Origin of the sequence: Clavibacter sp. MX14-G9D (genome assembly GCF_032917815.1) — a bacterium.
GTDB classification, from domain to species: Bacteria; Actinomycetota; Actinomycetes; order Actinomycetales; family Microbacteriaceae; genus Clavibacter; species Clavibacter michiganensis_K.
On record NZ_JAVCVL010000005.1, the window covers coordinates 1 to 21477 of the forward strand.

Below are 21477 nucleotides of genomic sequence, written 5' to 3' on the forward strand. Positions count from 1 at the left end.
GCGGACCACCCCACCCCCGCAAAACAACCCGCATCCCGGGCGTGTCGCGACGCTCTCCTCGGAGAAGAGCCGGTAGGAAGCCGATTCAGTCGACCGTGAGGCCGGCGAGGGTCTTCTTGCCGCGGCGGAGGACCGCGAATCGACCATGCAGGAGATCCTCCACGACGGCGTCGGCGTGGGCCACGGCGGCGTTGTTCACGTACACCCCACCCTGCGCGATCGCCCGCCGACCCTCCCCCGCGCTCTGCACGAGTCCGGTGTCGACGAGCGCCTGGATCACGGTCGTGCCCGCGGGGATCGCCGCCGACGGCAGCTCCCCCAGCGCCGCGCGCAGCGTCGGCTCGTCGAGGGCGCTCAGCTCCCCCTGCCCGAACAGGGCCTGGGACGCGGCGATGGCGGCGGCGGTCGCGGCCTCCCCGTGGACCAGGGTGGTCACCTCCCATGCCAGCTCGCGCTGCGCCGCCCGACGGAAGGGCTCGGCCTCCACGGCACGGGCGAGCTCGTCGATCCGGTCGCGGCCGAGGAACGTGAAGACGCGCAGGCGGTGGACCACGTCGGCGTCGTCCGTGTTGAGCCAGAACTGGTAGAACGCGTACGGGCTCGTGAGCTCCGCATCGAGCCAGACGGCGTTGCCCTCGCTCTTGCCGAACTTCGTCCCGTCGGAGTTGGTGATGAGCGGCGTCCCGATGGCATGCGCCGCCACCCGCTCGCTGCGTCGGATCAGGTCGGTGCCGCTCGTCAGGTTCCCCCACTGGTCGCTGCCACCGGTCTGCAGCACGCACCCGTGGGTGCGGTACAGCTCCCGGAAGTCGAGGCCCTGCAGGATCTGGTAGCTGAACTCCGTGTAGCTGATCCCCTCGTCCGAGTTCAGCCGGGCGCTGACCGCGTCCTTCTTGAGCATCGTGCCCACCCGGAAGTGCTTGCCCACCTCCCGCAGGAAGTCGATCGCGGTGAGCGGCGCCGTCCAGTCCAGGTTGTTGACGATCCGCACCGCGTTGTCGCCCTCCCCGCTGAGGAAGGCCGTGACCTGCGCCTGCAGGCGGTGCACCCATTCGGCCACGACGCCCGGGTCGTTGAGGGTGCGCTCCGCGGTGGGACGGGGATCGCCGATCAGCCCCGTCGACCCGCCCACGAGGCCCAGCGGCCGGTGCCCGGCGAGCTGGAGCCGGCGCATCAGCAGGAGCTGCACGAGGTTGCCGAGGTGCAGGCTCGGTGCCGTGGGGTCGAAGCCGCAGTAGTACGTGATGGGGGGGCCGGCGAGGAGCGCCTTCAGCGCCTCCTCGTCCGTCGACACGTGCACGTACCCGCGCCAGACGATCTCCTCCCAGACGTCCTCGAAGGACGGGTCGTTCTGCTGGGAGGCGAGGCGGGTGGGGTCGGCGTTCGTCACGCTGCCACGGTATCAGCGCGTCCTCGCCGGGGCCGCGGGGCGCGGCGGTGGCGGCGGCCGCGGGGCGGACTCGACGGGCGGACCCCACGGTGAGGACCCCATGGGGTGGACCCGGCGGGGAGGTGGCGCGGACCGGACGCCGCACGGGTGTGGTGCGGGTGTCGGAGGCCGGGTGGATGCTCGGGGCAGGATCAGGCGCTGCGTGGGGATCAGGCTCGTGGCATTGATCCACATGGATCAAGTGCTTAGCATTGATGGGCGGAGATCAATGATCACGCATTGAGGGGGATCATGTTCGTCATCACCGCGGACCAGAAGGCCAGCCGCACCGACGTCGACCGCGCGGGGACCGCGCGCGACGACCTCGCCGAGCGGTACGCGGGGCAGCTCGCGCTCCCCGTCGACCGCACCTCCGGCGACGAGGTGCAGGCGCTCGTGCTCGACGCCGGCACGGCGCTCGACATGGTGCTCCGGCTCACCCGCGCCGGGCACTGGAGCGTCGGCCTCGGCATCGGCGACGTGCGGACACCGCTCCCCCGGGCCACGCGGGAGGCGACCGGGCCGGCGTTCATCGCGGCCCGGGAAGCCGTGACGGCGGCCAAGCGGAGCGCCACGCGGTTCGCCCTCGCATCGGATCCATCCGCCGAGACGGACGCGGCCGACGCCGGGGCGCCGGGCGCGCTGCCCGGCGCCGACGCCGTCGAGTCGCTGATCACCCTCCTGCTGCTCACCCGCGACCGTCGCACCCCCCAGGGCTGGGACGTCGTCGACCGCATGGCCGGCGGCGGGACCCAGCGCGAGGTGGCGGCGGCGCTCGGCATCACCCCGCAGGCGGTCAGCACCCGCCTCCGCACCAGCGGCTGGCGCGCCGAGCGCGCGGCGGTCCCGGGACTCGTCGCGCTGCTGGCGCACCTCGACTCCCGCGCATCCGCGAACGTCGCCTCACCCCGCACCGTCGACGGAGCGGACGCGTGATCCCCGCGGGATCGGCCCCGGAGGTCGCCGCCTGGTCGGTGCTCTGCGTGCTCGCGACCACGGCGCTCGTCCTCGCGCTGCTCACCCTCCGCTCCCCGCGCACCGGGCTGGTCGCGGCCGCGGCGGGCGCGCTCGCCGCCGCGCTCGTGCTGGGACTGGCGCTCGCCTCCCCGGCCTCACCGCTGGTCGTCGGATTCCTCGGACTCGTCGCGGTGGTGCTGGCCGTGCTCGGCGGGGGATCCGCGTCCACGGTCGTGCTCGCGCTCGCCACCCGCGGCTCGGTGCCGCAGGGCGCGTTCGGCGGGATACTCGTGGCACCCCGGGGGCACGACGACGACCCGGCGGCGATCCGCCGGCCGAAGCACGAGGTGCTGCGCGGCGGCGCGACCATCGGCATGCTCGAGCGGCTCGCCGTCGTGGCCGTGATCCTCGCCGGCTACCCCGAGGCGCTCGCGGTCGTGATCGCCATCAAGGGCGTCGGCCGCTTCAGCGAGCTCGGCGAGGCCGCGGAGGCGCGCGAGCGGTTCATCATCGGCACGCTCGTCAGCTGGCTGTGGGCCGCGACCTGCGCGGCGGTCGTGCTGGTCGTCCGGTAGGACCCGCCGGTCAGCGGCGGATGCGGGGGACGTGCGCGCGGTACGGGGAGACCGTCGGATCCCCCGGCACCCAGAACCGCCACGGGAACAGCTCACCGGACCCGCCGGGGCCGGACACCCCGACGCGCGGGCCCGACGCCGGCAGCGCGAGCGGCGCGTCCGGGAGCGTCAGCTCGTAGGGCGCGGCGTCGAGCGCGGCGCCGTCGTCCGACAGCGGGATCCCGAGCGCGACGGCGAGACGGGCCGGACCCCGGGCGAGGTCGCGGTCCCGGACGGCGGCGCCCCGGCGGCTCCGCGCCAGGTCGACGCCCTCGACGATGCCGCCCGCCCGCAGGAGCACGCCCGCGCTCGTGCCCTCCGGGCCGCAGACGACGTTGGCGCAGGTGTGCATCCCGTACGTGAAGTACGCGTAGAGGTGGCCGGGTGGCCCGAACATCGTCGCGTTGCGCGCCCGGCGCCCGCGGAACGAGTGCGAGCCCGGGTCCTCGCCGACGCCGCGGTAGGCCTCGACCTCGGTGAGGCGGACGGCGACCCGCCCCTCCTCGGAATCGCGCGACAGCACCGCCCCGAGGAGGGCGGGCGCGACCTCGACCGCGTCGCGCGCGAAGAACGCGGCCTCGATCACGACGGGATCAGACCAGCTCGCCGTTGAGGCTCGCCACGACGACCACGAACACGAGGACGGCGACCGCGAGGCCGACCACGAGCGGCAGGAGCCACCGGTGCCGGGGCTCCGGTCGCTCGGGCCGGCGGCCGTTCGAGAGTGTCATGCGGGGGCGTCCGCGGATGCGGCCGCACGGCGCTCGGCCGCGGCATCGGCCCGGGAGCGGAGGGCCGCGACCCGCGCCACGAGCTCCGCGCGCTGCTCGTCGACGCGCACGCGCGCCGTGCCGCCGACGCCGTCGCGGCTCGCCACCGACCCCTCGACGCTCAGGACCTCGCGGACCTCCGGCACGAGGTGCGGCGAGACCGAGCGCAGGTCGGCGTCGTCCAGGTCCTCGAGCCCCACGCCGCGGGACTCGGCGAGCTTCACGAGCTCGCCCGTGATCTCATGCGCATCCCGGAAGGCCACGCGGTGCTTCACCAGCCACTCCGCCACGTCGGTCGCGAGCGAGAACCCCTGCGGCGCCAGCTCGGCCATGCGGTCGGTGTCGAAGCGGAGCGTCGCGATCATGCCGGTGAACGCGGGCAGCAGCACCTCGAGGGTCTGCACCGAGTCGAACACGGGCTCCTTGTCCTCCTGCAGGTCGCGGTTGTACGCGAGCGGGAGCCCCTTGAGGGTGGCCAGGAGCCCGGCCAGGTTGCCGATGAGGCGCCCCGACTTGCCGCGCGCGAGCTCGGCGATGTCCGGGTTCTTCTTCTGCGGCATGATCGAGGACCCGGTCGAGAACGCGTCGCTCAGCGTGACGAACCCGAACTCGCGCGTGTTCCAGAGGATGATCTCCTCGCTCAGCCGCGAGAGGTCGATGCCGACCTGCGCGAGCACGAACGCGAACTCCGCCACGACGTCGCGGCTGGCGGTGCCGTCGATCGAGTTCTCGGAGCTGCGGGCGAAGCCGAGGTCGCGGGCGACCGCGCCGGCGTCGAGGCCGAGGGTGCTGCCCGCGAGCGCTCCGGATCCGTAGGGCGACACGTCGGCGCGCGCGTCCCAGTCGGCGAGGCGCTCGAGGTCGCGCACGAGCGGCCAGCAGTGGGCGAGCAGGTGGTGCGCGAGGAGCACCGGCTGCGCGTGCTGCAGGTGGGTGCGCCCCGGCATGACCGCGCCGCCCGCCGCCTCCGCCTGCGCGGCGAGGGCGTCGACGAGACGCACGAGCATCGCGTGGATCACCGAGGCGTGGTCGCGCAGGTATATGCGGACGAGGGTGGCGATCTGGTCGTTGCGGCTGCGGCCCGCGCGGAGCTTGCCGCCGAGCTCGGGTCCCGCGATGTCCATGAGGCCGCGCTCGAGCGCGCCGTGCACGTCCTCGTCCGCCTCCGATGCGACCAGGGCGCCCGAGCGCACGCGGTCCTCCAGGGTGTCGAGCGCCTGCAGCATGGACTGCCGCTCGGCGTCCGACAGGTACCCGGCGGCCGCGAGGGCCCGGGCATGCGCCCGGGACCCCGCGATGTCGTACGGCGCGAGCTGCCAGTCGAAGTGCGTCGAGCGGCTCAGCTCGACGAGCTCCGGCGACGGACCGCCGGCGAAGCGGCCGCCCCAGAGGGCACCCGCCTCGCCCGCCCGGGAGGACGGATCCGTGCTCTCGGTCATGCGGCTACTCCGCGGCGGGCGCGGCGTCGGGCGTCGCGGCGTCGGCGGCCAGCGCGGCCTGCTCGACCGCGAGGTCGCGACGGGCCGAGATCTTGCTCGGCAGCGACCACAGCTCGATGAAGCCCTTCGACAGCGACTGGTCGAACGTGTCGCCGGTGTCGTAGGTCGCGAGGTCGAAGTCGTACAGGCTCGTCTCGCTGCGCCGGCCGGTGACGACCGCACGACCGCCGCGCAGCGTCATGCGGATGTCGCCCGAGACGTGGCGCTGCGAGTCCTCGATGAACGCGTCGAGCGAGCGCTTGAGGCCCGAGAACCAGAGCCCGTCGTACACGAGGTTCGCCCAGTCCTTCTCGACGCCGCGCTTGTAGCGGCCGAGGTCGCGCTCGATCGTGAGGCTCTCGAGCTCCTCGTGCGCCTCGATGAGGGTCATCGCCGCCGGGGCCTCGTAGACCTCGCGGCTCTTGATGCCGACGAGGCGGTCCTCGACGACGTCGATGCGGCCGATGCCGTGCGCACCCGCCGCGGCGTTCAGCTCCTGGACGATGCGCAGCGGCGAGTAGCGCACGCCGTCGATCGCCACGGGGACGCCCGCCTCGAAGGTGATGGTGACCTCGGTGGGGTCGCGGAGGACGTCCGGGTCCTGCGTGTACTCGTAGAGGTCCTCGATGGGGCCGTTCCACGGGTCCTCGAGGAAGCCGGTCTCGACCGCGCGGCCCCACACGTTCTTGTCGATGGAGTACGGGCTCTTCTTGCTCTGCTCGATGGGGAGGTCGTGCTCGTTCGCGTAGACGATGGCCTTGTCGCGGGTCAGCGCGAGGTCGCGGACGGGCGCGATGGAGGTCAGGTCGGGCGCGAGCGCGGCGACGGCGGCCTCGAAGCGCACCTGGTCGTTGCCCTTGCCGGTGCAGCCGTGCGCGACGCTGTTCGCGCCGAGCTCGTGGGCGACGCGCGCCAGGTGCTTCGCGATCAGCGGGCGGCTGAGGCCCGAGACCAGCGGGTAGCGCTTCTGGTAGAGCGCGTTGGCCTTGAGGGCCGGGACGATGTAGTCGTCCGCGAACTCGTCCTTCGCGTCCACCACCACGGCCTCGACCGCGCCGCAGTCGAGCGCGCGCTGCCGGATGACCTCCATGTCCTCGCCGCCCTGGCCGACGTCGACGGCGAGCGCCACGACCTCCTTGCCGGTGGCGTCCTTGAGCCAGCCGATGCCGACTGAGGTGTCGAGTCCGCCTGAGTAGGCGAGGACCACGCGTTCGGCCATGTCGTTCTCCGTTTCCGTTGCTGGGTGTCTCGGGGGGTGCGTGCTGCCTACGCCTGGCGCAGGAGCCAGACGAGCAGCGCCTTCTGGGCGTGCAGGCGGTTCTCCGCCTCGTCCCAGACCACCGAACGCGGGCCGTCGATGACCTCGGCGGCCACCTCGTACTCGCGGTCGGCGGGCAGGCAGTGCAGGAAGATCGCGTCGTCGACCGCGTGCTCCATGAGCTCGGTCGTGACCTGGTAGGCGCCGAGGTCGGCCAGGCGCGCGGCCTTCTCCTCCTCGCGGCCCATCGACACCCAGGTGTCGGTGACCACGACGTCGGCGCCCGTGACGGCCTCGACCGGATCCGTGAGGACCCGGACGGAACCGCCCGTGGACGCGGCGATGCGCTCGGCGTCCGCGACGACGGCCTCCGCGGGCACGTAGCCGGCGGGCGCCGCGATCCGCACGTTCATGCCCGCGGTCGTGCCGGCGAGCAGGTAGGACTGCGCCATGTTGCAGGCGCCGTCGCCGAGGAAGGTCAGGGTCTGGCCGGCGGGGTCCCCGCGGTGCTCGCGGATGGTGAGCAGGTCGGCGAGGAGCTGGCAGGGGTGGAAGTCGTCGGAGAGCGCGTTGACGACGGGGACGGTCGTGCCCTCCGCCATCTCCTCGAGCCCGGCCTGCCCGTACGTGCGCCAGACGATGGCGGCGACCTGGCGCTCGAGCACCCGCGCGGTGTCGCTCGCGGTCTCCTTGCCGCCCAGCTGGCTGTTCGCCGTGCTGATGATGAGCGGGACGCCGCCGAGGTCGGCGATGCCGACCGCGAAGGAGACGCGCGTGCGGGTCGAGGACTTGTCGAAGATGACCGCGACGGTCTGCGGGCCCGCGAGGGGCCGCTCGGACCAGCGCTCGCGCTTCAGCCGCACCGCGAGGTCGAGCACCTCGGCCTGCTCGGCGGGGCTCAGGTCGTCGTCGCGCAGGAAGTGGCGGGTCATCGCATCGCTCGCTCTCGGGGGACTTGCGGATCCGACAAGCCTAGGGGACGCGCGGGGGCGGATCCGTCGTCGCGCACCCCCGCGCGGGGGTGCCCGGCGTGCGGTCCGCGCGGCGGTGCAGGGGAGCCCGCGCCGGGCGGCGGACCGGCCCCCGCGGGGTCAGCGCAGGTGGCCGAGCGCCCGCCCGAACCGCTCGCGGAAGTCGCGCACCTCGGCGTCGCCCACGATCAGCGGCGGCGCGATGCGGAGGCTCCGGGCGTTCGGCGCGTTGATGATGAGGCCCTCGCCCAGCGCGGCGGCCGCGATGCGCCCGCCGTCCTCGTGGTGGAGGCCGACGCCGATGAGCAGGCCCCGGCCCCGGACCTCCGCGATCAGCGGCGACTCGAGGCCCGAGATGGCGGCGCGGATCTCCTCGCCGCGGCGCGCCGCGTTCTCGACGAGCCCCGCCTCCTCGATCTCGGCGAGGACCGCGTCGCCGGCTGCCGTGGCCAGCGGGTTGCCGCCGAACGTGGAGCCGTGCTGGCCCTTGGTGAGGAGGTCGGCCGCCGCGTCGAACGCGACGAGCGCCCCGATCGGGACGCCGCCCGCGATGCCCTTCGCGATGGTGACCGCGTCCGGGCGGACGCCCTCGTGCTCGTAGGCGAACCAGCGGCCCGTGCGGCCGACGCCCGTCTGGATCTCGTCGAGGATGAGCAGCGCGCCGTGCTCCCGCGTGAGCTCGCGGGCCCGGCGGAGGAACCCCGCCGGCAGGTCGACGACGCCGGCCTCGCCCTGGATGGGCTCGAGGACGAGCGCCTGCACCCGGTCGTCGATGGCGGCCTCGAGCGCCTCGAGCGTGGGCGCGATGTGCTCGACCCCGCCCGGGAGCGGCAGGAACGGCGCCTGCAGCGCGGGCTGCCCCGTGAGCGCGAGCGCGCCCATCGTCCTGCCGTGGAACGAGCCCTGCAGCGTGATGACGCGCGTGCGCCGGTCGCTCCCGTTCCGACGGGCGAGCTTGAACGCGGCCTCGTTGGCCTCGGCCCCCGAGTTGCCGAAGTAGACGCGGCCGGTGTCGCCCGCGCCCGTGATCCGGCGCAGGCGCTCCGCGAGCGCGATCTGCGGCGGCGTCGCGAAGTAGTTGGACACGTGCGCGAGCGTGGACACCTGCGCCGTGACGGCGCGGATGAGCGCCGGGTGCGCGTGCCCGAGCGAGTTGACGGCGATGCCCGCGAGGAAGTCGAGGTACTCGCGCCCCGAGGAGTCCCAGACGCGGCAGCCCTCGCCGCGCACGAGCATGGCGAGCGGCGGCGGCGAGGAGCGCATCATCGCCGTCTGGAAGCGGTCGGACCACTCGCTCTCCGTCTGCGTGGTGCGGCGCTCTGGCTGGCTCGTGGTCATGCGGGCACGACCTCCGTTCCGATTCCGTTCGTGGTGAAGATCTCGAGGAGCATCGAGTGCGGGATGCGGCCGTCGATGATGGCGGCCTTGGGCACTCCCCCGTCGACGGCCTCGAGGCACGCCGCCATCTTGGGGATCATCCCCGACTCGAGCGTCGGGAGGAGCGCGCGGAGCTCGTCCGCGCGGATGTCGGAGACGAGCGAGCCGCGGTCGGGCCAGTCCCGGTAGAGGCCGGCGACGTCGGTGAGGATCACGAGCTTCTCGGCGCCGAGCGCGACGGCGAGGGCGGCGGCCGCGGCGTCGGCGTTCACGTTGAGCGACACCCCCGGGTCGGACTCGTCGGGCGCGATGGAGGAGACGACGGGGATGCGCCCCGCGTCGAGCTGCGCGAGCACGGCCGTGGGATCCACCGCCACGACGTCGCCCACGAGGCCGAGGTCCACCTCGACGCCGTCGACCACCGCGCCGCGGCGGCGTCCCGTGAACAGGCCCGCGTCCTCGCCGGAGACGGCGGCCGCGAGCGGGCCGTGCGCGTTGATGCCGCGCACCACGTCGCGGCTCACCTGCCCGGTGAGCACCATGCGGACGACCTCGAGGACCTCGGGAGTGGTGACGCGGTATCCCCCGCGGAACTCGCTCTCGATGCCGAGGCGCGTGAGCATGGCGCTGATCTGCGGCCCGCCGCCGTGCACGACGACCGGACGGAGCCCCGCGTAGCGGAGGTAGACGACGTCCTCGGCGAACGTGCGCGTGAGGTCCTCGTCGACCATCGCGTTGCCGCCGAACTTCACGACCACGATGCGGTCGTGGAAGCGCTGCAGCCACGACAGTGACTCGATGAGCGTCGCCGCCTTCGACTCGGCCTGCGCCTGGTCGAGGTCCGCGTCCTCCTGGGTGATGCCGGTCACGTGCGTCCCGTCTGCGTCCGCCATCAGCTCGCGTACGCGCTGTTCTCGTGCACGTAGTCGTGCGTGAGGTCGTTGGTGAGGATCGTCGCCGTCGCGTCGCCCGCGTGGAGGTCGATCAGGACGTGCACGGACCGCGGGTGGAGGTCCACCAGGTCGCGGCTCTCGTGCGGCTCGCCCGCCCGGCAGACCTCGACGCCGTTGATCGCGACGTCGATGCCGTACGGGTCGAATGCCGCGCCCGTGGTGCCCACGGCCGCGAGGACCCGGCCCCAGTTGGGGTCGTTGCCGAACACGGCGGCCTTGAAGAGGTTGCTGCGCGCCACCGCGCGGCCCACCTCGACGGCGTCGGCGTCGTCGGCCGCGTGCACGACCTCGATGGCGATGTCGTGGGACGCGCCCTCGGCGTCGGCCTGCAGCTGCTCGGCGAGGTCGGCGCAGACGGCCGTGAGCGCGGTCCGGAACTCCGCGGCGTCCGGCACGACACCGGAGGCGGCGGACGCGAGCAGCGTCACCTGGTCGTTGGTCGACATGCAGCCGTCGGAGTCGAGCCGGTCGAAGGTGACCCGGGTGGCCTCACGCAGCGCCGCGTCGAGCGCGGCGGCGTCGAGGTCGGCGTCGGTGGTGATCACGACGAGCATGGTGGCGAGGCCCGGCGCGAGCATGCCCGCGCCCTTGGCCATCCCGCCCACCGTCCAGCCGGCGTCGGATGCGCGGATCGACTGCTTGGGGCGGGTGTCCGTGGTCATGATGGCGCGCGCGGCGTCGTCCCCGCCGTCCTCGGCGAGCGCGACCGCGACGCGCGCGACCCCGTCCTCGAGCCGGTCGAGCGGGAGCTGCTCGCCGATGAGGCCCGTGCTGCACACGAGAACGTCGCCGCTGGAGACGTCGAGCGCGCGGCCGACCGCCTCCGCCGTGGCGTGCGTCACCTGGAAGCCGCGGGAGCCCGTGTAGCAGTTGGCGCCGCCGGAGTTGAGGACGACGGCGCTCACGAGCCCGTCGCCGATGACCTGGCGCGACCACAGGATGGGGTTCGCCTGGCAGCGGTTGCTGGTGAACACGGCGGCCGCGGCCTGCGACGGACCGAGGTTCCGGACGAGGGCGACGTCGAGCGCACCCGTGGACTTGAGGCCCGCGGCGACCCCTCCGGCGACGAAGCCGCGCGCGGCGGTGACGCTCACGGGGCGACGCCGTTCACCGGGAGGCCCATGCCCTCGGGCAGCCCCAGGGCGATGTTCGCCGACTGGATCGCGGCGCCCGCCGTGCCCTTGACCAGGTTGTCGATCGCGGTGACCGTGACGACGCGGCCCGCGGCCTCGTCGATGGCGAGGCCGACGAGGGAGGTGTTGGATCCGGTGACGTCGGACACGTTCGGGAACGCCCCCTCCGGCAGGAGGTGCACGAACGGCTCGTCGGCGTAGGCGAGCTCCCAGGCCGCGCGCACGTCGTGGGCGGAGAAGCCGGGGGCGAGGCGCGCGGTGGCCGTGGCGAGGATCCCGCGGGCCATCGGCACGAGCACCGGCGTGAAGGAGACGCTCACACGCCGGCCGCCCGCCGTCTCGAGGTTCTGCCGGATCTCCGGCGTGTGGCGGTGGGTGCCCCCGACCGCGTAGGCGCTCGCGGATCCGAGGACCTCGCTCGCGAGGAGGTTCGTGCGGAGCGCCCGGCCGGCGCCGGACGGGCCGACCGCGAGGACGGCGACGACGTCCTCGGGCTCGATGACGCCCGCGCGGATCCCGGGCTGGAGCCCGAGGGTGATGGCGGTGACGTTGCACCCGGGCACCGCGATGCGCTTCACGCCGGACAGGCGCGTGCGCTGGGTGCCGCCCTCCTCCGCGTGCAGGAGCTCGGGGAGCCCGTACGGCCAGGCGCCCGCGAAGTCGCCGCCGTAGAACGCGTCCCACGCGCCCTCGTCGACCAGCCGGTGGTCGGCGCCGCAGTCGACGACGAGCGTCGAGTCGTCGAGCTCGGCCGTGATGGCGCCCGACCTGCCGTGCGGCAGCGCCAGGAAGACGACGTCGTGTCCGGCCAGTTGCTCCGCCGTGGTCTCGACGAACGTGCGGTCGGCGTACGAGGTGAGGTGCGGGTGCACCTGGCGCAGACGCTCGCCCGCGTTCTGGAAGGCGGTGAGCGTCTGGACCTCGAGGCGCGGGTGGTCGGCGAGCAGGCGGAGGAGCTCCCCGCCCGCGTAGCCGCTCGCGCCCGCGACGGCGACTGAGAATGACATGCATCAAATCTAGTGCCGGTGCGGGAGGCGCCCCGTCGGCGGCGGGGCGCGGACGCGAGCGCGGGCGGGCCCTCCGGAGGAGGAGCCCGCCCGCACGACGCCTCGGCGGCGCCCGGGTGAGCCGCCGCTATTCGCGGAGCGTCGCGCCGAAGCGCTCGGCGGCGAGCCGCACGGACCCGTCGCGGGCCGCGCTGGCCTCGGCGGCGGTGAGCGTGCGGTCCGGAGCGCGGAACCGGAGCGCGTACGTGAGCGAGCGTGCGCCCTCCGCCACCCCCGAGCCGCGGTAGTCGTCCACCAGGCGGGCGGACTCCAGCAGCTCGCCGGCGCCCTGGATGACCGTGCGGAGGACCTCCCCCGCCGGCACCTCGAGCCCGACCACGAGGCTGAGGTCCTGCGTCGCGACGGGCATGGACGTGAGCGGGCGCACGTCGACCGTGCCGCCCGCCAGCGCGACGAGCAGGTCGAGGTCGACCTCGGCGAGCGCGACGCGGTCGGGGAGGTCGAGCTCCGCGGCCAGCGCGGGCAGGAGCTCGCCCGCGAAGCCGACGATGACCGGGCCGTCCGCGGTCACGGCCTCGACCGCGGCAGTGCGCCCCGGGTGCATGGCCAGGTGCGCGCCCTGCTCGAACCGGATCTCCACGCCCACCGCGTGCGCGAGCTGCCGCACGGCGTCGAGCGCGTCGATCAGCCCGGCGCGCTGCGCGGGGGTGCCCGGCTGCTTCGGCACGGCGTCGCCGAGGATCAGGACGCCGACGTGGCGCGGCTGCGGCGGGATGCCCGCGTCGAGACCCCGCAGGGCCTCCGCGTCGGGACGCGCGGCCCCGGGCGGCATCTGCGGCGAGCCGTACGCCACCCCCGCGGAGGGGAGGAACACGGTGCCGGCCTCGAAGAGCGCGAGGTCGGTGGATCCGCGCGACAGGTTCCGCCGTGCGATGTCGATGAGGCCGGGCAGCAGCGAGCGACGCAGGTACGGGAACGCCACGTCGAGCGGGTTGGCGAGCCGGACGGCGGGGGCGTCCTCGCGGTCCGCCGCGCCGAAGCGCGCGTTCTGCGCCTCGGAGGCGAACGGGGAGCCCATGACCTCGGCGAGCCCGCCCGCGGCGAGCGCGAGCGAGGCCTGGCGGCGGAGGCGCTGCGCCGTGGTGAGACCGCGGCCGGGGGGCGCGACGGGCAGCACGGCGGGGATCCGGTCGTAGCCGACGATGCGCGCGACCTCCTCCACGAGGTCGGCGCGGTGCCGGAGGTCCGGACGCCACGTGGGCGGCGTGACGGCGAGCACGCCGTCGCGCTCCTCCAGGGCGCAGCCCACGTCGACGAGCGCACGGCGCACCTCGTCGGCCGTGTAGTCGACGCCGACGAGCGACGCCGGGTAGCCGAGCGGCAGCTCGATCGCTGCGGGCGCGGTGGTGGTGTCGAGGATCGAGCCGAGGCCCTCCGCGTGGGCGCCGGCCAGCTCCTCCAGGAGCCGCACGGCACGGGCCGCCGCGGCGGGCGCGATGCGCGGGTCGACGCCGCGCTCGAAGCGCTTGGACGCCTCGCTCGGCAGCTTGTGGCGGCGGGCGGTGCGGGCGATCGACACGGGGTCGAACCCGGCCGCCTCGATCAGCACGCGGGTCGTGCCCGTGCCGATCTCCGTGGCCGCGCCGCCCATGACGCCCGCGAGCCCGACGGGCCCCGAGTCGTCGGCGATGACGAGGTCCTCCGCATGCAGCGCGCGCTCCCGCCCGTCGAGGGTGACGAGCGTCTCCCCCTCGGCGGCGCGTCGGACGACGATGCCGCCCTGGAGCCGGTCGAGGTCGTAGCCGTGCAGCGGCTGGCCGAGCTCGAGCATGACGTAGTTGGTGACGTCGACGACGAGCGAGATCGAGCGGATGCCCGCGAGGGTCAGCCGCGAGACCATCCACGGCGGGGTGGGGCGGGACACGTCGACGCCGGAGACGACGCGCGTGACGAAGACGTCGGATCCGACGCGGCCGCGGAGGGGCGCGGCGTCGTCCACGCGCACGTCGACGCCGGTGGCGGGCGCATCCGCGGTGAGGAGCGCCAGCGCGTCGGCCGGGTCCGTGAACGCCGCCCCCGTGGCGTGCGCGTACTCGCGGGCGATGCCGCGGATCGAGAACGCGTACCCGCGGTCGGGCGTGACGTTGACCTCGACGGCCCGGTCGTCGAGGTGCAGGAGCGCGAGCGCGTCCGTGCCGACCTCGGGGTCGAGGCCGAGGGCGGACAGGACGAGGATCCCGTCGTGCTCCTCGCCGAGGCCGAGCTCGCGGGCCGAGGCGATCATGCCGTCGGAGACGTGCCCGTAGGTCTTCCGCGCGGAGATGGGGAACGGGCCGGGCAGCACGGCGCCCGGCAGGCTCACCACCACCTTGTCGCCCACGACGAAGTTGTGCGCACCGCAGACGATGCCGCGGACGTCGCCGCCGCCGTCGGCCGCCGCGACGCCCTCGGGGGCGACGCGGACGCTGCACCAGTTGATGGTCTTGCCGTTGGTCTGCGGCTCGGGGTTCGCCTCGAGCACCTGCCCGACGACGACGGGACCCGAGATCGGGAACGCGTGCACGTCCTCCTCCTCGAGGCCCACCCTCACGAGGGAGGCGTGGACGTCCTCGGGGCTGACGCCCGCGGGGAGCTCGACGTGCTCGCCGAGCCAGCTGATCGGGATCCTCACGACTACACCACCATCCCGAACTGCGCGCCGAATCGGATGTCGCCCTCGACGATGTCGCGCATGTCGGAGAGGTCGTTGCGGAACATGAGGGTGCGCTCGGTGCCCATGCCGAACGCGAAGCCCTGGTACTCGTCCGGGTCGATGCCGGCGGAGCGGAGCACGTTCGGGTTCACCATCCCGCAGCCGCCCCACTCGATCCAGCGCGGTCCGCCCGCGGCGGCCGGGTGCCAGACGTCCATCTCGGCGCTCGGCTCGGTGAAGGGGAAGTAGTTCGGGCGCAGCCGGATGCGGGCCTCGTCGCCGAACATCGAGCGCGCGAAGTGCTCGAGCGTGCCGCGGAGGTGCGCCATGGTGAGGCCGCGGTCGATCGCGATGCCCTCCACCTGGCGGAACGCGGGCGTGTGGGTCGCGTCGAGCTCGTCGCTGCGGAAGGTGCGTCCCTGCGCGATCGTGTAGACGGGCAGCCGGTCCTGCAGGAGCGTGCGGATCTGCACGGGCGACGTGTGCGTGCGCAGCACGAGGTGCGCGTCCGTGGGGTCCACGTAGAAGGAGTCCTGCATGGCACGCGCCGGGTGGTCCGGCGGGAAGTTCAGGGCGTCGAAGTTGAACCACTCGCTCTCGAGCTCCGGGCCCTCGTTCACCTCCCAGCCCATGCCGACGAAGATGTCGGCGATGCGCTCCTCGAGCATGGTGAGGGGGTGCCGCGAGCCCGCGCGCCAGCGGCTCGGCAGCGCGGTGACGTCCACGGCCTCGGCGACGAGGCGCGCGGCGGCCTCCTGCTCCTGGATCTCCGCCTCCCGCGCCTGGAACGCCTGCGTGACGCGGGCACGCGACTGGCCGACGAGCCGGCCGGCGTCCTTGCGCTGTTCGGGCGGCAGCGAGCGGAGCGATCCGTTCAGCCGGGCGAGCGGGGAGGCCTCGCCGATGTGGGCGGTGCGCGCCTGCGCGAGGGACGCGGAGTCGGTGGTCGCGGCGAGCGCGGCCAGCGCCTGCTCGACGGCGGCGCCGACGCTCTCCTCGGAGATCTGGGGTTCGGACATGAGGCCCGAGTCTACCGATCGGGCACCCCGCTCCCCGTCCGCGCCGGGCCCGGAGGGGCGCCGACGGAGGGCGCGGCGACGAGCGCGCCCCCCGGCGCCTACGCGCCCTGCGAGGTCCCCGCGGCGACGGTCTTCGCCATGCGCGGTCCGCGCTTCCGGGCGAGGCGTCGGGCGATGGTCGACACGGTGAGGTTCAGGACGAGGTACATGCCCACCATGACCACGAAGATCGGCAGCGAGTTCGCGCGGCTCGTCGCCTCGAGGATCAGCTCGCCCTGCTTGGTGAGGCCCACGAGGCTCACGATCGTGCCGAGGGCGGTGTCCTTGATGAGGACCACGAGCTGGGCGACGATGATCGGCAGCATCGTGCGGAACGCCTGGGGGAACTCGACCAGCAGGCGGTTCTGCAGCGGGCGCAGGCCGATGGCGAGACCCGCCTCGCGCTGTCCGCGCGGCAGCCCGAGGATGCCGGAGCGCAGCGCCTCGCCGATGATCGCGCCGTTGTACAGCGTGAGCGCCGTGACGACCGACCAGTACGGGCCGATGGGGAAGATCAGGTAGATGAACAGCATCATCAGCAGCACCGGCATGCCGCGGAAGAACTCGAGCACGACCGTGACCGCGTAGCGGACGACCCGGTGCTCGCTCATCCGCAGGAGCGCGAGCACCATGCCGAGGAGGATCGCCAGCACGGCGGCGACCGCGGCGGACTGCAGGACGACCCACAGGCCCTTCAGCAGCAGGCCCCACACGAGCGGGTCGTTGAGCACGAGCCAGATGTCGGGGCTGAACTGCCCGGCCTGCTGGAGGCGGACGGCGGCGAAGGCCAGGACGGCGACGAGGACGACGCCCGTGACGATCGAGAGGATGCGCGAGCGCCGGCGGGCACGGGGACCGGGGACGTCGTAGAGGACCTGGCTCATCGGGAGACCGCCACTCGCTTCTCGAGGTGGTCCGCCAGCTGGCCGAGCGGGACCGTGATGATGAGGTAGAAGAACGCCACGCCGACGAACACCCAGACGACCGCGTTCCCGTTGGCGTTCGCGACGTCGCGGCCCACGTTGAACAGCTCGTAGATGAAGTAGGCGCCCGCGATGGACGTGTTCTTGGTCAGCGCGATGATCACGTTGATCAGCGGGGGCACCACCGTGCGGAGCGCCTGCGGCAGGATCACGTGCCCCAGCGTCTGCGAGAACGTCAGCCCGATGCTGCGCGCCGCCTCGGCCTGGCCGACGGGGACGCTGTTGATGCCCGACCGGATCGCCTCGGCGAAGAACGGCGCCGTGTACAGCGTGAGCGCGAGCACCGCGGCCGTCATGAACGGCAGGGCGCCCGAGATGGAGGTGATCACGACGCTGAAGAAGGTGAAGACGAGCAGCAGCGGGGTGTTCCGCAGCAGCTCGACGTAGACGGTGGAGGTGGCGCGGAGGCTCGCGACGGGCGAGATCCTCATGGCGGCGATCACGACCCCGAGCGGGAGCGCGAAGAGCACCGTGGTGAGGAGGAGGCGCAGCGTGCCGCCGAACCCCCGCAGGAACACGTCGAGATTGTCGAGGATCACGTCCACGGCACACCTCCTGGCTGGGCACCGGCGGGGCCGGGCGGGTCGGGTCGGGGCACGGGACCCCGGACAGGGACGGGTCCCGCACGCGCGGGGCGTGCGGGACCCGGTGGTGCTAGTAGCGGTCGATCGCCGGGGGCTCCGGCGTGTCGATGACCGTGCCGGCCGTCGCCTCGAACAGGCGCGCCCAGGTGCCGTCGTCGTAGGCCTCCTGCAGCGTGTCGTTGATGAACGTGCGGAACGCCTCGTCGTCCTTGGCGATGCCGATGCCGTAGGGCTCCTCCGTGAAGGTCTCGCCGTCGCCGACGAGCTTGAACTCGCCCTCGTTCTGGTCGATGAAGCCGGAGAGGATCACGTTGTCGGTGGTGACCGCGGAGACCTGGCCGTTGCGCAGCGGGTCGAGGCACTTGCTGTAGACGTCGGTCGGCACGACGACGGCGCCGAACGTGGCCTCGATGTTCGCGGCCGGGGTGGATCCGGCGACGGAGCAGACCTGCTTGCCGCGGACGTCCTCGGGCGTGTTGATCTCGGTGTCGTCCGCGAGGACCATCAGCGCCTGACCGGCGACGTAGTACGGGCCCGCGAAGTCCACGACCTCCTTGCGCTTGTCGTTGATCGTGTAGGTCGCGACGACCGCGTCGACCGAGCCGTTCTGGATGAAGGGCTCGCGGTTGGCCGAGACCGTCTCCGTGAACTGGATGTCGTCGAAGCCGATGCCGAGCTTGCTGGCGATGAGCGCCGAGATCGCGACGTCGAACCCGGCGGGCTTGCCGTCGAGGCCCGCGAGGCCGAACAGCGGCTGGTCGAACTTCGTGCCGACCTTCATCGAGCCGGCCTCGGCGAGGCGCGCCATGGTGGTGCCCTCGTCGAACGTGGGGTCCTCGGCGAGCTCGAGCTTGTAGGGGCCGTCGCCGTTGGCGGGGGCGTCGGTGCCCGCGTCGACGGCTCCGCCGGAGGCGCTGCCGGCCGCGCCGCAGCCGGTGAGGCCGACGACGACCGCGGCGGCCGCCGCGAGGATGGAGAGGTTCCTGTGCTTCATGGTTCCCGTTTCTCTGCTGGTGAGGTGGATGACGGATGCGAGGGGGATCGCGCGTGGTGCGGTGGTGCGGGTCGTGCGGCACCCGGACGGGCCTGCCTCGACGGCGACCGGGTGCGGTGAGCGGGAGGGCGCGTGCCCTCCGCGCGCGTCAGTGGGCGAGGATCTTCGAGAGGAAGTCCTTCGCGCGGGGGCTCTGCGGGTCGTCGAAGAACGCCTGCGGGGTGGTGTCCTCCTCGATGGCGCCGTCGGCCATGAAGATCACGCGGTCGGCGGCCTTTCGGGCGAAGCCCATCTCGTGGGTGACGACCATCATCGTCATGCCGTCCTTGGCGAGGCCGACCATGACGTCGAGGACCTCGGTGATCATCTCGGGGTCGAGCGCGGAGGTCGGCTCGTCGAGGAGGATCAGCTTCGGGTCCATGGCCAGGGCCCGGGCGATGGCGACGCGCTGCTGCTGGCCGCCGGAGAGCTGGGCGGGCATCTTCTGGGCCTGGTTCGCGACGCCGACGCGGTCGAGGAGCTCCATCGCCCGCTTCTCCGCCTCGGCCTTGCCCTTCTTGCGGACCTTGATGGGCCCGAGGGTCACGTTCTCGAGCACCGTCTTGTGCGCGAACAGGTTGAACGACTGGAACACCATGCCGACGTCGGCGCGGAGGCGCGCGAGCTCCGCGCCCTCCGACGGGAGGTCCTCGCCGTCGATGGAGATGGTCCCGTCGTCGATGGTCTCGAGCCGGTTGATGGCCCGGCACAGCGTGGACTTGCCCGACCCGCTGGGGCCGATGACGACGACGACCTCGCCGCGGTTCACCGTGGTCGAGATGTCCTTGAGGACGTGGAGGTCCCCGAAGTGCTTGTTGACGTGTGAGACGACGACCAGGGGCTCGCCCACCGCTGCTGCGGCGTTCGAGGCGCGGTCCGCCGTGTGGCTCGGCTCCATGCGAACACCATATCCGTGACGGTGTTTCGTCCGCGTTTCCGGGCGGCATCGTCACCCACTCGTGACGCGGGGCCGGCCTTTCCGCCGGTCAGACCGGGAGATGACCGGTCGCGCGCGCACGCGGACGCGCCCCGGCCGACGGCCGGGACCCGGCTCGACGCCCTCAGGCGCGCTGGGCGAACGCGGACTCGTACAGGCACACGGACGCTGCCGTGGCGAGGTTCATCGACTCCGCCTGCCCGTAGATCGGCACGACGACAGCGCGGTCCGCGAGGGCGAGGTGCTCATCCTGGAGGCCCCGGGCCTCGTTGCCGAAGAGCCATGCGGTGGGCGCCGCGAGACCGCCGGACGTGCGCTCGGCGAGGAGGTCGTCGCCCTTCACGTCCGCCGCGAGCACCTGCAGGCCCGCCGCCCTCACGCGCTCGAGCACCGCGTCCAGCTCCGGCATGATCGCCACGGGCAGGTGGAAGAGGGAGCCGGTCGTCGCGCGGACGACCTTCGGGTTGTAGAGGTCGACCGAGCGGCCGGTGAGGATCACGGCGTCGGCGCCGGCCGCGTCGGCGGCCCGGATGATGGTGCCCGCGTTGCCGGGGTCGCGCACCTCCTCGAGGATCGCGATGAGCCGCGGCTCGTCGCCCAGGATCTGCTTGAGCGAGGTCGGGAACTGCCGGCAGACGCCGACGACGCCCTGGGGGGTGACCGTGTCGGCCATGGAGGCGATGACGTCCTCCGTCACGAACTCCACCTCGATGCCCGACTCGCGCACGGCCCGGGCGAGGTCGGGGTACCGGTCCAGGGCCGTGGGCGTCGCGAAGAGCTCGAGCACCAGGTCGGGACGGAACGCCAGGGCCTCGGACACGGCCTGCGGCCCCTCGAGCAGGAAGAGCCCGGTGTCGGCGCGGGCGTCCCGCTTCGCGAGCTTGGCGACGCCGCGGACGCGCGGGGAACGGGGGTTGTCGAGCATGGGCCCAAGACTAATGGCGCGCCCCCGGCAGGGGACGCGCCATCAGCGGTGCGGTGCGGTGCGTGCTACGCGTTCGCGGCGACCTTGGGGGCCGAGGTGTTCGCGGGCAGCGCGGCCTTGGCCGTCTGGACGAGCGAGGCGAAGGTCGCGGGCTCGTGGACGGCGAGGTCCGCGAGGATGCGACGGTCGACCTGGACGCCGGCGAGGGCGAGGCCCTGGATGAGGCGGTTGTACGTGAGGCCGTTCGCGCGCGCGGCGGCGTTGATGCGCTGGATCCAGAGGCGGCGGAACTCGCCCTTCTTGGCGCGGCGGTCGCGGTACGCGTAGACGAGGGAGTGGGTGACCTGCTCCTTGGCCTTGCGGTACAGGCGCGAACGCTGCCCGCGGTAGCCGGCGGCGCGCTCGAGGATGACCCGACGCTTCTTGTGGGCGTTGACGGCCCTCTTGACTCTTGCCATTTCAGTGATTCCTATTCGAGTTCAGGTGTCGCGGACGACGAGGGGCCTAGCGGCCGAGGAGCTTCTTGGCGACCTTCATGTCGGCCTTGGCCAGGGGCTGGTCCTGGTTGAGTCGCGCCTTGCGCTTGGAGGACTTGACCTCGAGGTTGTGCCGCATGCCGGCCTGCTGCTTCATGATCTTGCCGCTGCCGGTGACCTTGAAACGCTTCTTGGCACCCGAGTGGGTCTTCTGCTTAGGCATTGTTCTCTTCTCTCGCTTCTCGTGCGCTCGCCTTGGTGGCGTCGCGCTTCGCGTTGGCCTCGGCCTTGGCCTCGGACTTGTTCTTGTGCGGTCCGATGACCATGACCATGTTGCGGCCGTCGATCGTGGGGGTGGACTCGACGCTGCCGAACTCGGCGACGTCCTCCGCGAACATCTTGAGCAGGCGCACGCCCTGGTCGGGACGCGACTGCTCGCGCCCGCGGAACAGGATCATGGCCTTGACCTTGTCGCCGTCCTGCAGAAAGCCCTCGGCGCGCTTGCGCTTGGTCTCGTAGTCGTGCTTGTCGATCTTCAGGCGGAAGCGCACCTCCTTGAGGATGGTGTTCGCCTGGTTGCGGCGAGCTTCCTTGGCCTTCTGCGCGGCCTCGTACTTGAACTTGCCGTAGTCCATGATCTTCGCCACGGGGGGCTTGGAATTGGGCGCGACCTCGACGAGGTCGAGGTCGGCTTCCTGCGCGAGCCGGAGTGCGACGTCGATGGATACGACGCCGACCTGCTCGCCTGCTGGGCCAACGAGGCGAACCTCGGGAACTCGGATTCGATCGTTGGTACGGGGATCGCTGATGGACTGCTCCTATTCGTGTCTTCGGGTGGCCCG

22 protein-coding genes are annotated in these 21477 nt (G+C 73.0%); 2 read left to right on the forward strand and 20 right to left on the reverse strand.

The window, feature by feature from the left end:
• Window positions 1-85 precede the first annotated feature (85 nt).
• Entirely contained in the window at window positions 86-1390 is a 1305-nt protein-coding gene (gene tyrS / locus Q6969_RS01150) for a tyrosine--tRNA ligase (protein ID WP_317228807.1), read from the reverse strand.
• Window positions 1391-1681: 291 nt separating this feature from the next.
• Between tyrS and Q6969_RS01155 the strand changes: the two genes are divergently transcribed.
• Both Q6969_RS01155 and Q6969_RS01160 read left to right on the forward strand, forming a co-directional pair.
• Window positions 1682-2365 (forward strand): DNA-binding protein, encoded by a 684-nt coding sequence (locus Q6969_RS01155; protein ID WP_317228808.1) that lies wholly within the window; start codon window positions 1682-1684, stop codon window positions 2363-2365.
• Entirely contained in the window at window positions 2362-2961 is a 600-nt protein-coding gene (locus tag Q6969_RS01160; RefSeq protein ID WP_317228809.1) for a hypothetical protein, read from the forward strand. The genes Q6969_RS01155 and Q6969_RS01160 overlap by 4 nt, the downstream gene beginning before the upstream one ends.
• A gap of 10 nt (window positions 2962-2971) precedes the next feature.
• On the opposite strand, the gene Q6969_RS01165 is transcribed toward Q6969_RS01160, so the two are convergent.
• The 19 genes from Q6969_RS01165 to infC all read right to left on the reverse strand — a co-directional run bounded on the left by Q6969_RS01165 (window position 2972) and on the right by infC (window position 21444).
• Complete coding sequence (locus Q6969_RS01165; protein WP_317228810.1) at window positions 2972-3586, reverse strand: DNA-3-methyladenine glycosylase; 615 nt, start codon at window positions 3584-3586, stop codon at window positions 2972-2974.
• A gap of 7 nt (window positions 3587-3593) precedes the next feature.
• Window positions 3594-3731 (reverse strand): hypothetical protein, encoded by a 138-nt coding sequence (locus tag Q6969_RS01170; protein ID WP_181034796.1) that lies wholly within the window; start codon window positions 3729-3731, stop codon window positions 3594-3596.
• Window positions 3728-5209, reverse strand: a complete 1482-nt coding sequence (argH, locus tag Q6969_RS01175) for an argininosuccinate lyase (RefSeq protein WP_317228811.1) — start codon at window positions 5207-5209, stop codon at window positions 3728-3730. Before argH ends, Q6969_RS01170 begins: the two co-directional genes overlap by 4 nt.
• 4 nt (window positions 5210-5213) lie before the next feature.
• Window positions 5214-6467, reverse strand: coding sequence for an argininosuccinate synthase (locus Q6969_RS01180; protein ID WP_317228812.1), 1254 nt, complete (start codon window positions 6465-6467; stop codon window positions 5214-5216).
• A gap of 47 nt (window positions 6468-6514) precedes the next feature.
• Window positions 6515-7438 carry an ornithine carbamoyltransferase gene (gene argF, locus Q6969_RS01185; RefSeq protein WP_317228813.1) on the reverse strand — a complete coding sequence of 308 codons (924 nt, stop codon included), beginning with the start codon at window positions 7436-7438 and terminating at the stop codon, window positions 6515-6517.
• 159 nt (window positions 7439-7597) lie between these two features.
• Window positions 7598-8815 carry an acetylornithine transaminase gene (locus tag Q6969_RS01190; protein ID WP_317228814.1) on the reverse strand — a complete coding sequence of 406 codons (1218 nt, stop codon included), beginning with the start codon at window positions 8813-8815 and terminating at the stop codon, window positions 7598-7600.
• The gene (gene argB / locus Q6969_RS01195; protein WP_181034797.1) at window positions 8812-9723 is read right to left on the reverse strand and encodes an acetylglutamate kinase; all 912 of its coding nucleotides are present in this window, start codon (window positions 9721-9723) and stop codon (window positions 8812-8814) included. The genes Q6969_RS01190 and argB overlap by 4 nt, the downstream gene beginning before the upstream one ends.
• A gap of 23 nt (window positions 9724-9746) precedes the next feature.
• Window positions 9747-10901 carry a bifunctional glutamate N-acetyltransferase/amino-acid acetyltransferase ArgJ gene (gene argJ, locus Q6969_RS01200; protein WP_317228815.1) on the reverse strand — a complete coding sequence of 385 codons (1155 nt, stop codon included), beginning with the start codon at window positions 10899-10901 and terminating at the stop codon, window positions 9747-9749.
• Complete coding sequence (gene argC / locus Q6969_RS01205) at window positions 10898-11947, reverse strand: N-acetyl-gamma-glutamyl-phosphate reductase (RefSeq protein WP_317228816.1); 1050 nt, start codon at window positions 11945-11947, stop codon at window positions 10898-10900. The genes argJ and argC overlap by 4 nt, the downstream gene beginning before the upstream one ends.
• A 127-nt stretch (window positions 11948-12074) precedes the next feature.
• Window positions 12075-14618 carry a phenylalanine--tRNA ligase subunit beta gene (gene pheT / locus Q6969_RS01210; protein WP_317228817.1) on the reverse strand — a complete coding sequence of 848 codons (2544 nt, stop codon included), beginning with the start codon at window positions 14616-14618 and terminating at the stop codon, window positions 12075-12077.
• 2 nt (window positions 14619-14620) lie between these two features.
• Window positions 14621-15658 (reverse strand): phenylalanine--tRNA ligase subunit alpha, encoded by a 1038-nt coding sequence (gene pheS / locus Q6969_RS01215; RefSeq protein ID WP_317228818.1) that lies wholly within the window; start codon window positions 15656-15658, stop codon window positions 14621-14623.
• Between the two features lie 98 nt (window positions 15659-15756).
• Entirely contained in the window at window positions 15757-16581 is an 825-nt protein-coding gene (locus Q6969_RS01220) for an amino acid ABC transporter permease (protein WP_317228819.1), read from the reverse strand.
• The gene (locus tag Q6969_RS01225; protein WP_094116166.1) at window positions 16578-17225 is read right to left on the reverse strand and encodes an amino acid ABC transporter permease; all 648 of its coding nucleotides are present in this window, start codon (window positions 17223-17225) and stop codon (window positions 16578-16580) included. The genes Q6969_RS01220 and Q6969_RS01225 overlap by 4 nt, the downstream gene beginning before the upstream one ends.
• Before the next feature lie 109 nt (window positions 17226-17334).
• Entirely contained in the window at window positions 17335-18258 is a 924-nt protein-coding gene (locus Q6969_RS01230) for a glutamate ABC transporter substrate-binding protein (protein ID WP_317228820.1), read from the reverse strand.
• Window positions 18259-18406: 148 nt separating this feature from the next.
• Window positions 18407-19195, reverse strand: a complete 789-nt coding sequence (locus Q6969_RS01235; RefSeq protein ID WP_396335498.1) for an amino acid ABC transporter ATP-binding protein — start codon at window positions 19193-19195, stop codon at window positions 18407-18409.
• 163 nt (window positions 19196-19358) lie between these two features.
• The gene (locus Q6969_RS01240) at window positions 19359-20159 is read right to left on the reverse strand and encodes an RNA methyltransferase (RefSeq protein WP_317228821.1); all 801 of its coding nucleotides are present in this window, start codon (window positions 20157-20159) and stop codon (window positions 19359-19361) included.
• Window positions 20160-20224: 65 nt separating this feature from the next.
• The gene (gene rplT / locus Q6969_RS01245) at window positions 20225-20617 is read right to left on the reverse strand and encodes a 50S ribosomal protein L20 (protein ID WP_317228822.1); all 393 of its coding nucleotides are present in this window, start codon (window positions 20615-20617) and stop codon (window positions 20225-20227) included.
• A gap of 46 nt (window positions 20618-20663) precedes the next feature.
• Window positions 20664-20858: a 50S ribosomal protein L35 gene (gene rpmI / locus Q6969_RS01250; protein ID WP_012298616.1), complete on the reverse strand. Its 195-nt coding sequence runs from the start codon at window positions 20856-20858 to the stop codon at window positions 20664-20666.
• The gene (gene infC / locus Q6969_RS01255) at window positions 20851-21444 is read right to left on the reverse strand and encodes a translation initiation factor IF-3 (RefSeq protein WP_015490649.1); all 594 of its coding nucleotides are present in this window, start codon (window positions 21442-21444) and stop codon (window positions 20851-20853) included. Before infC ends, rpmI begins: the two co-directional genes overlap by 8 nt.
• Window positions 21445-21477 lie beyond the last annotated feature (33 nt).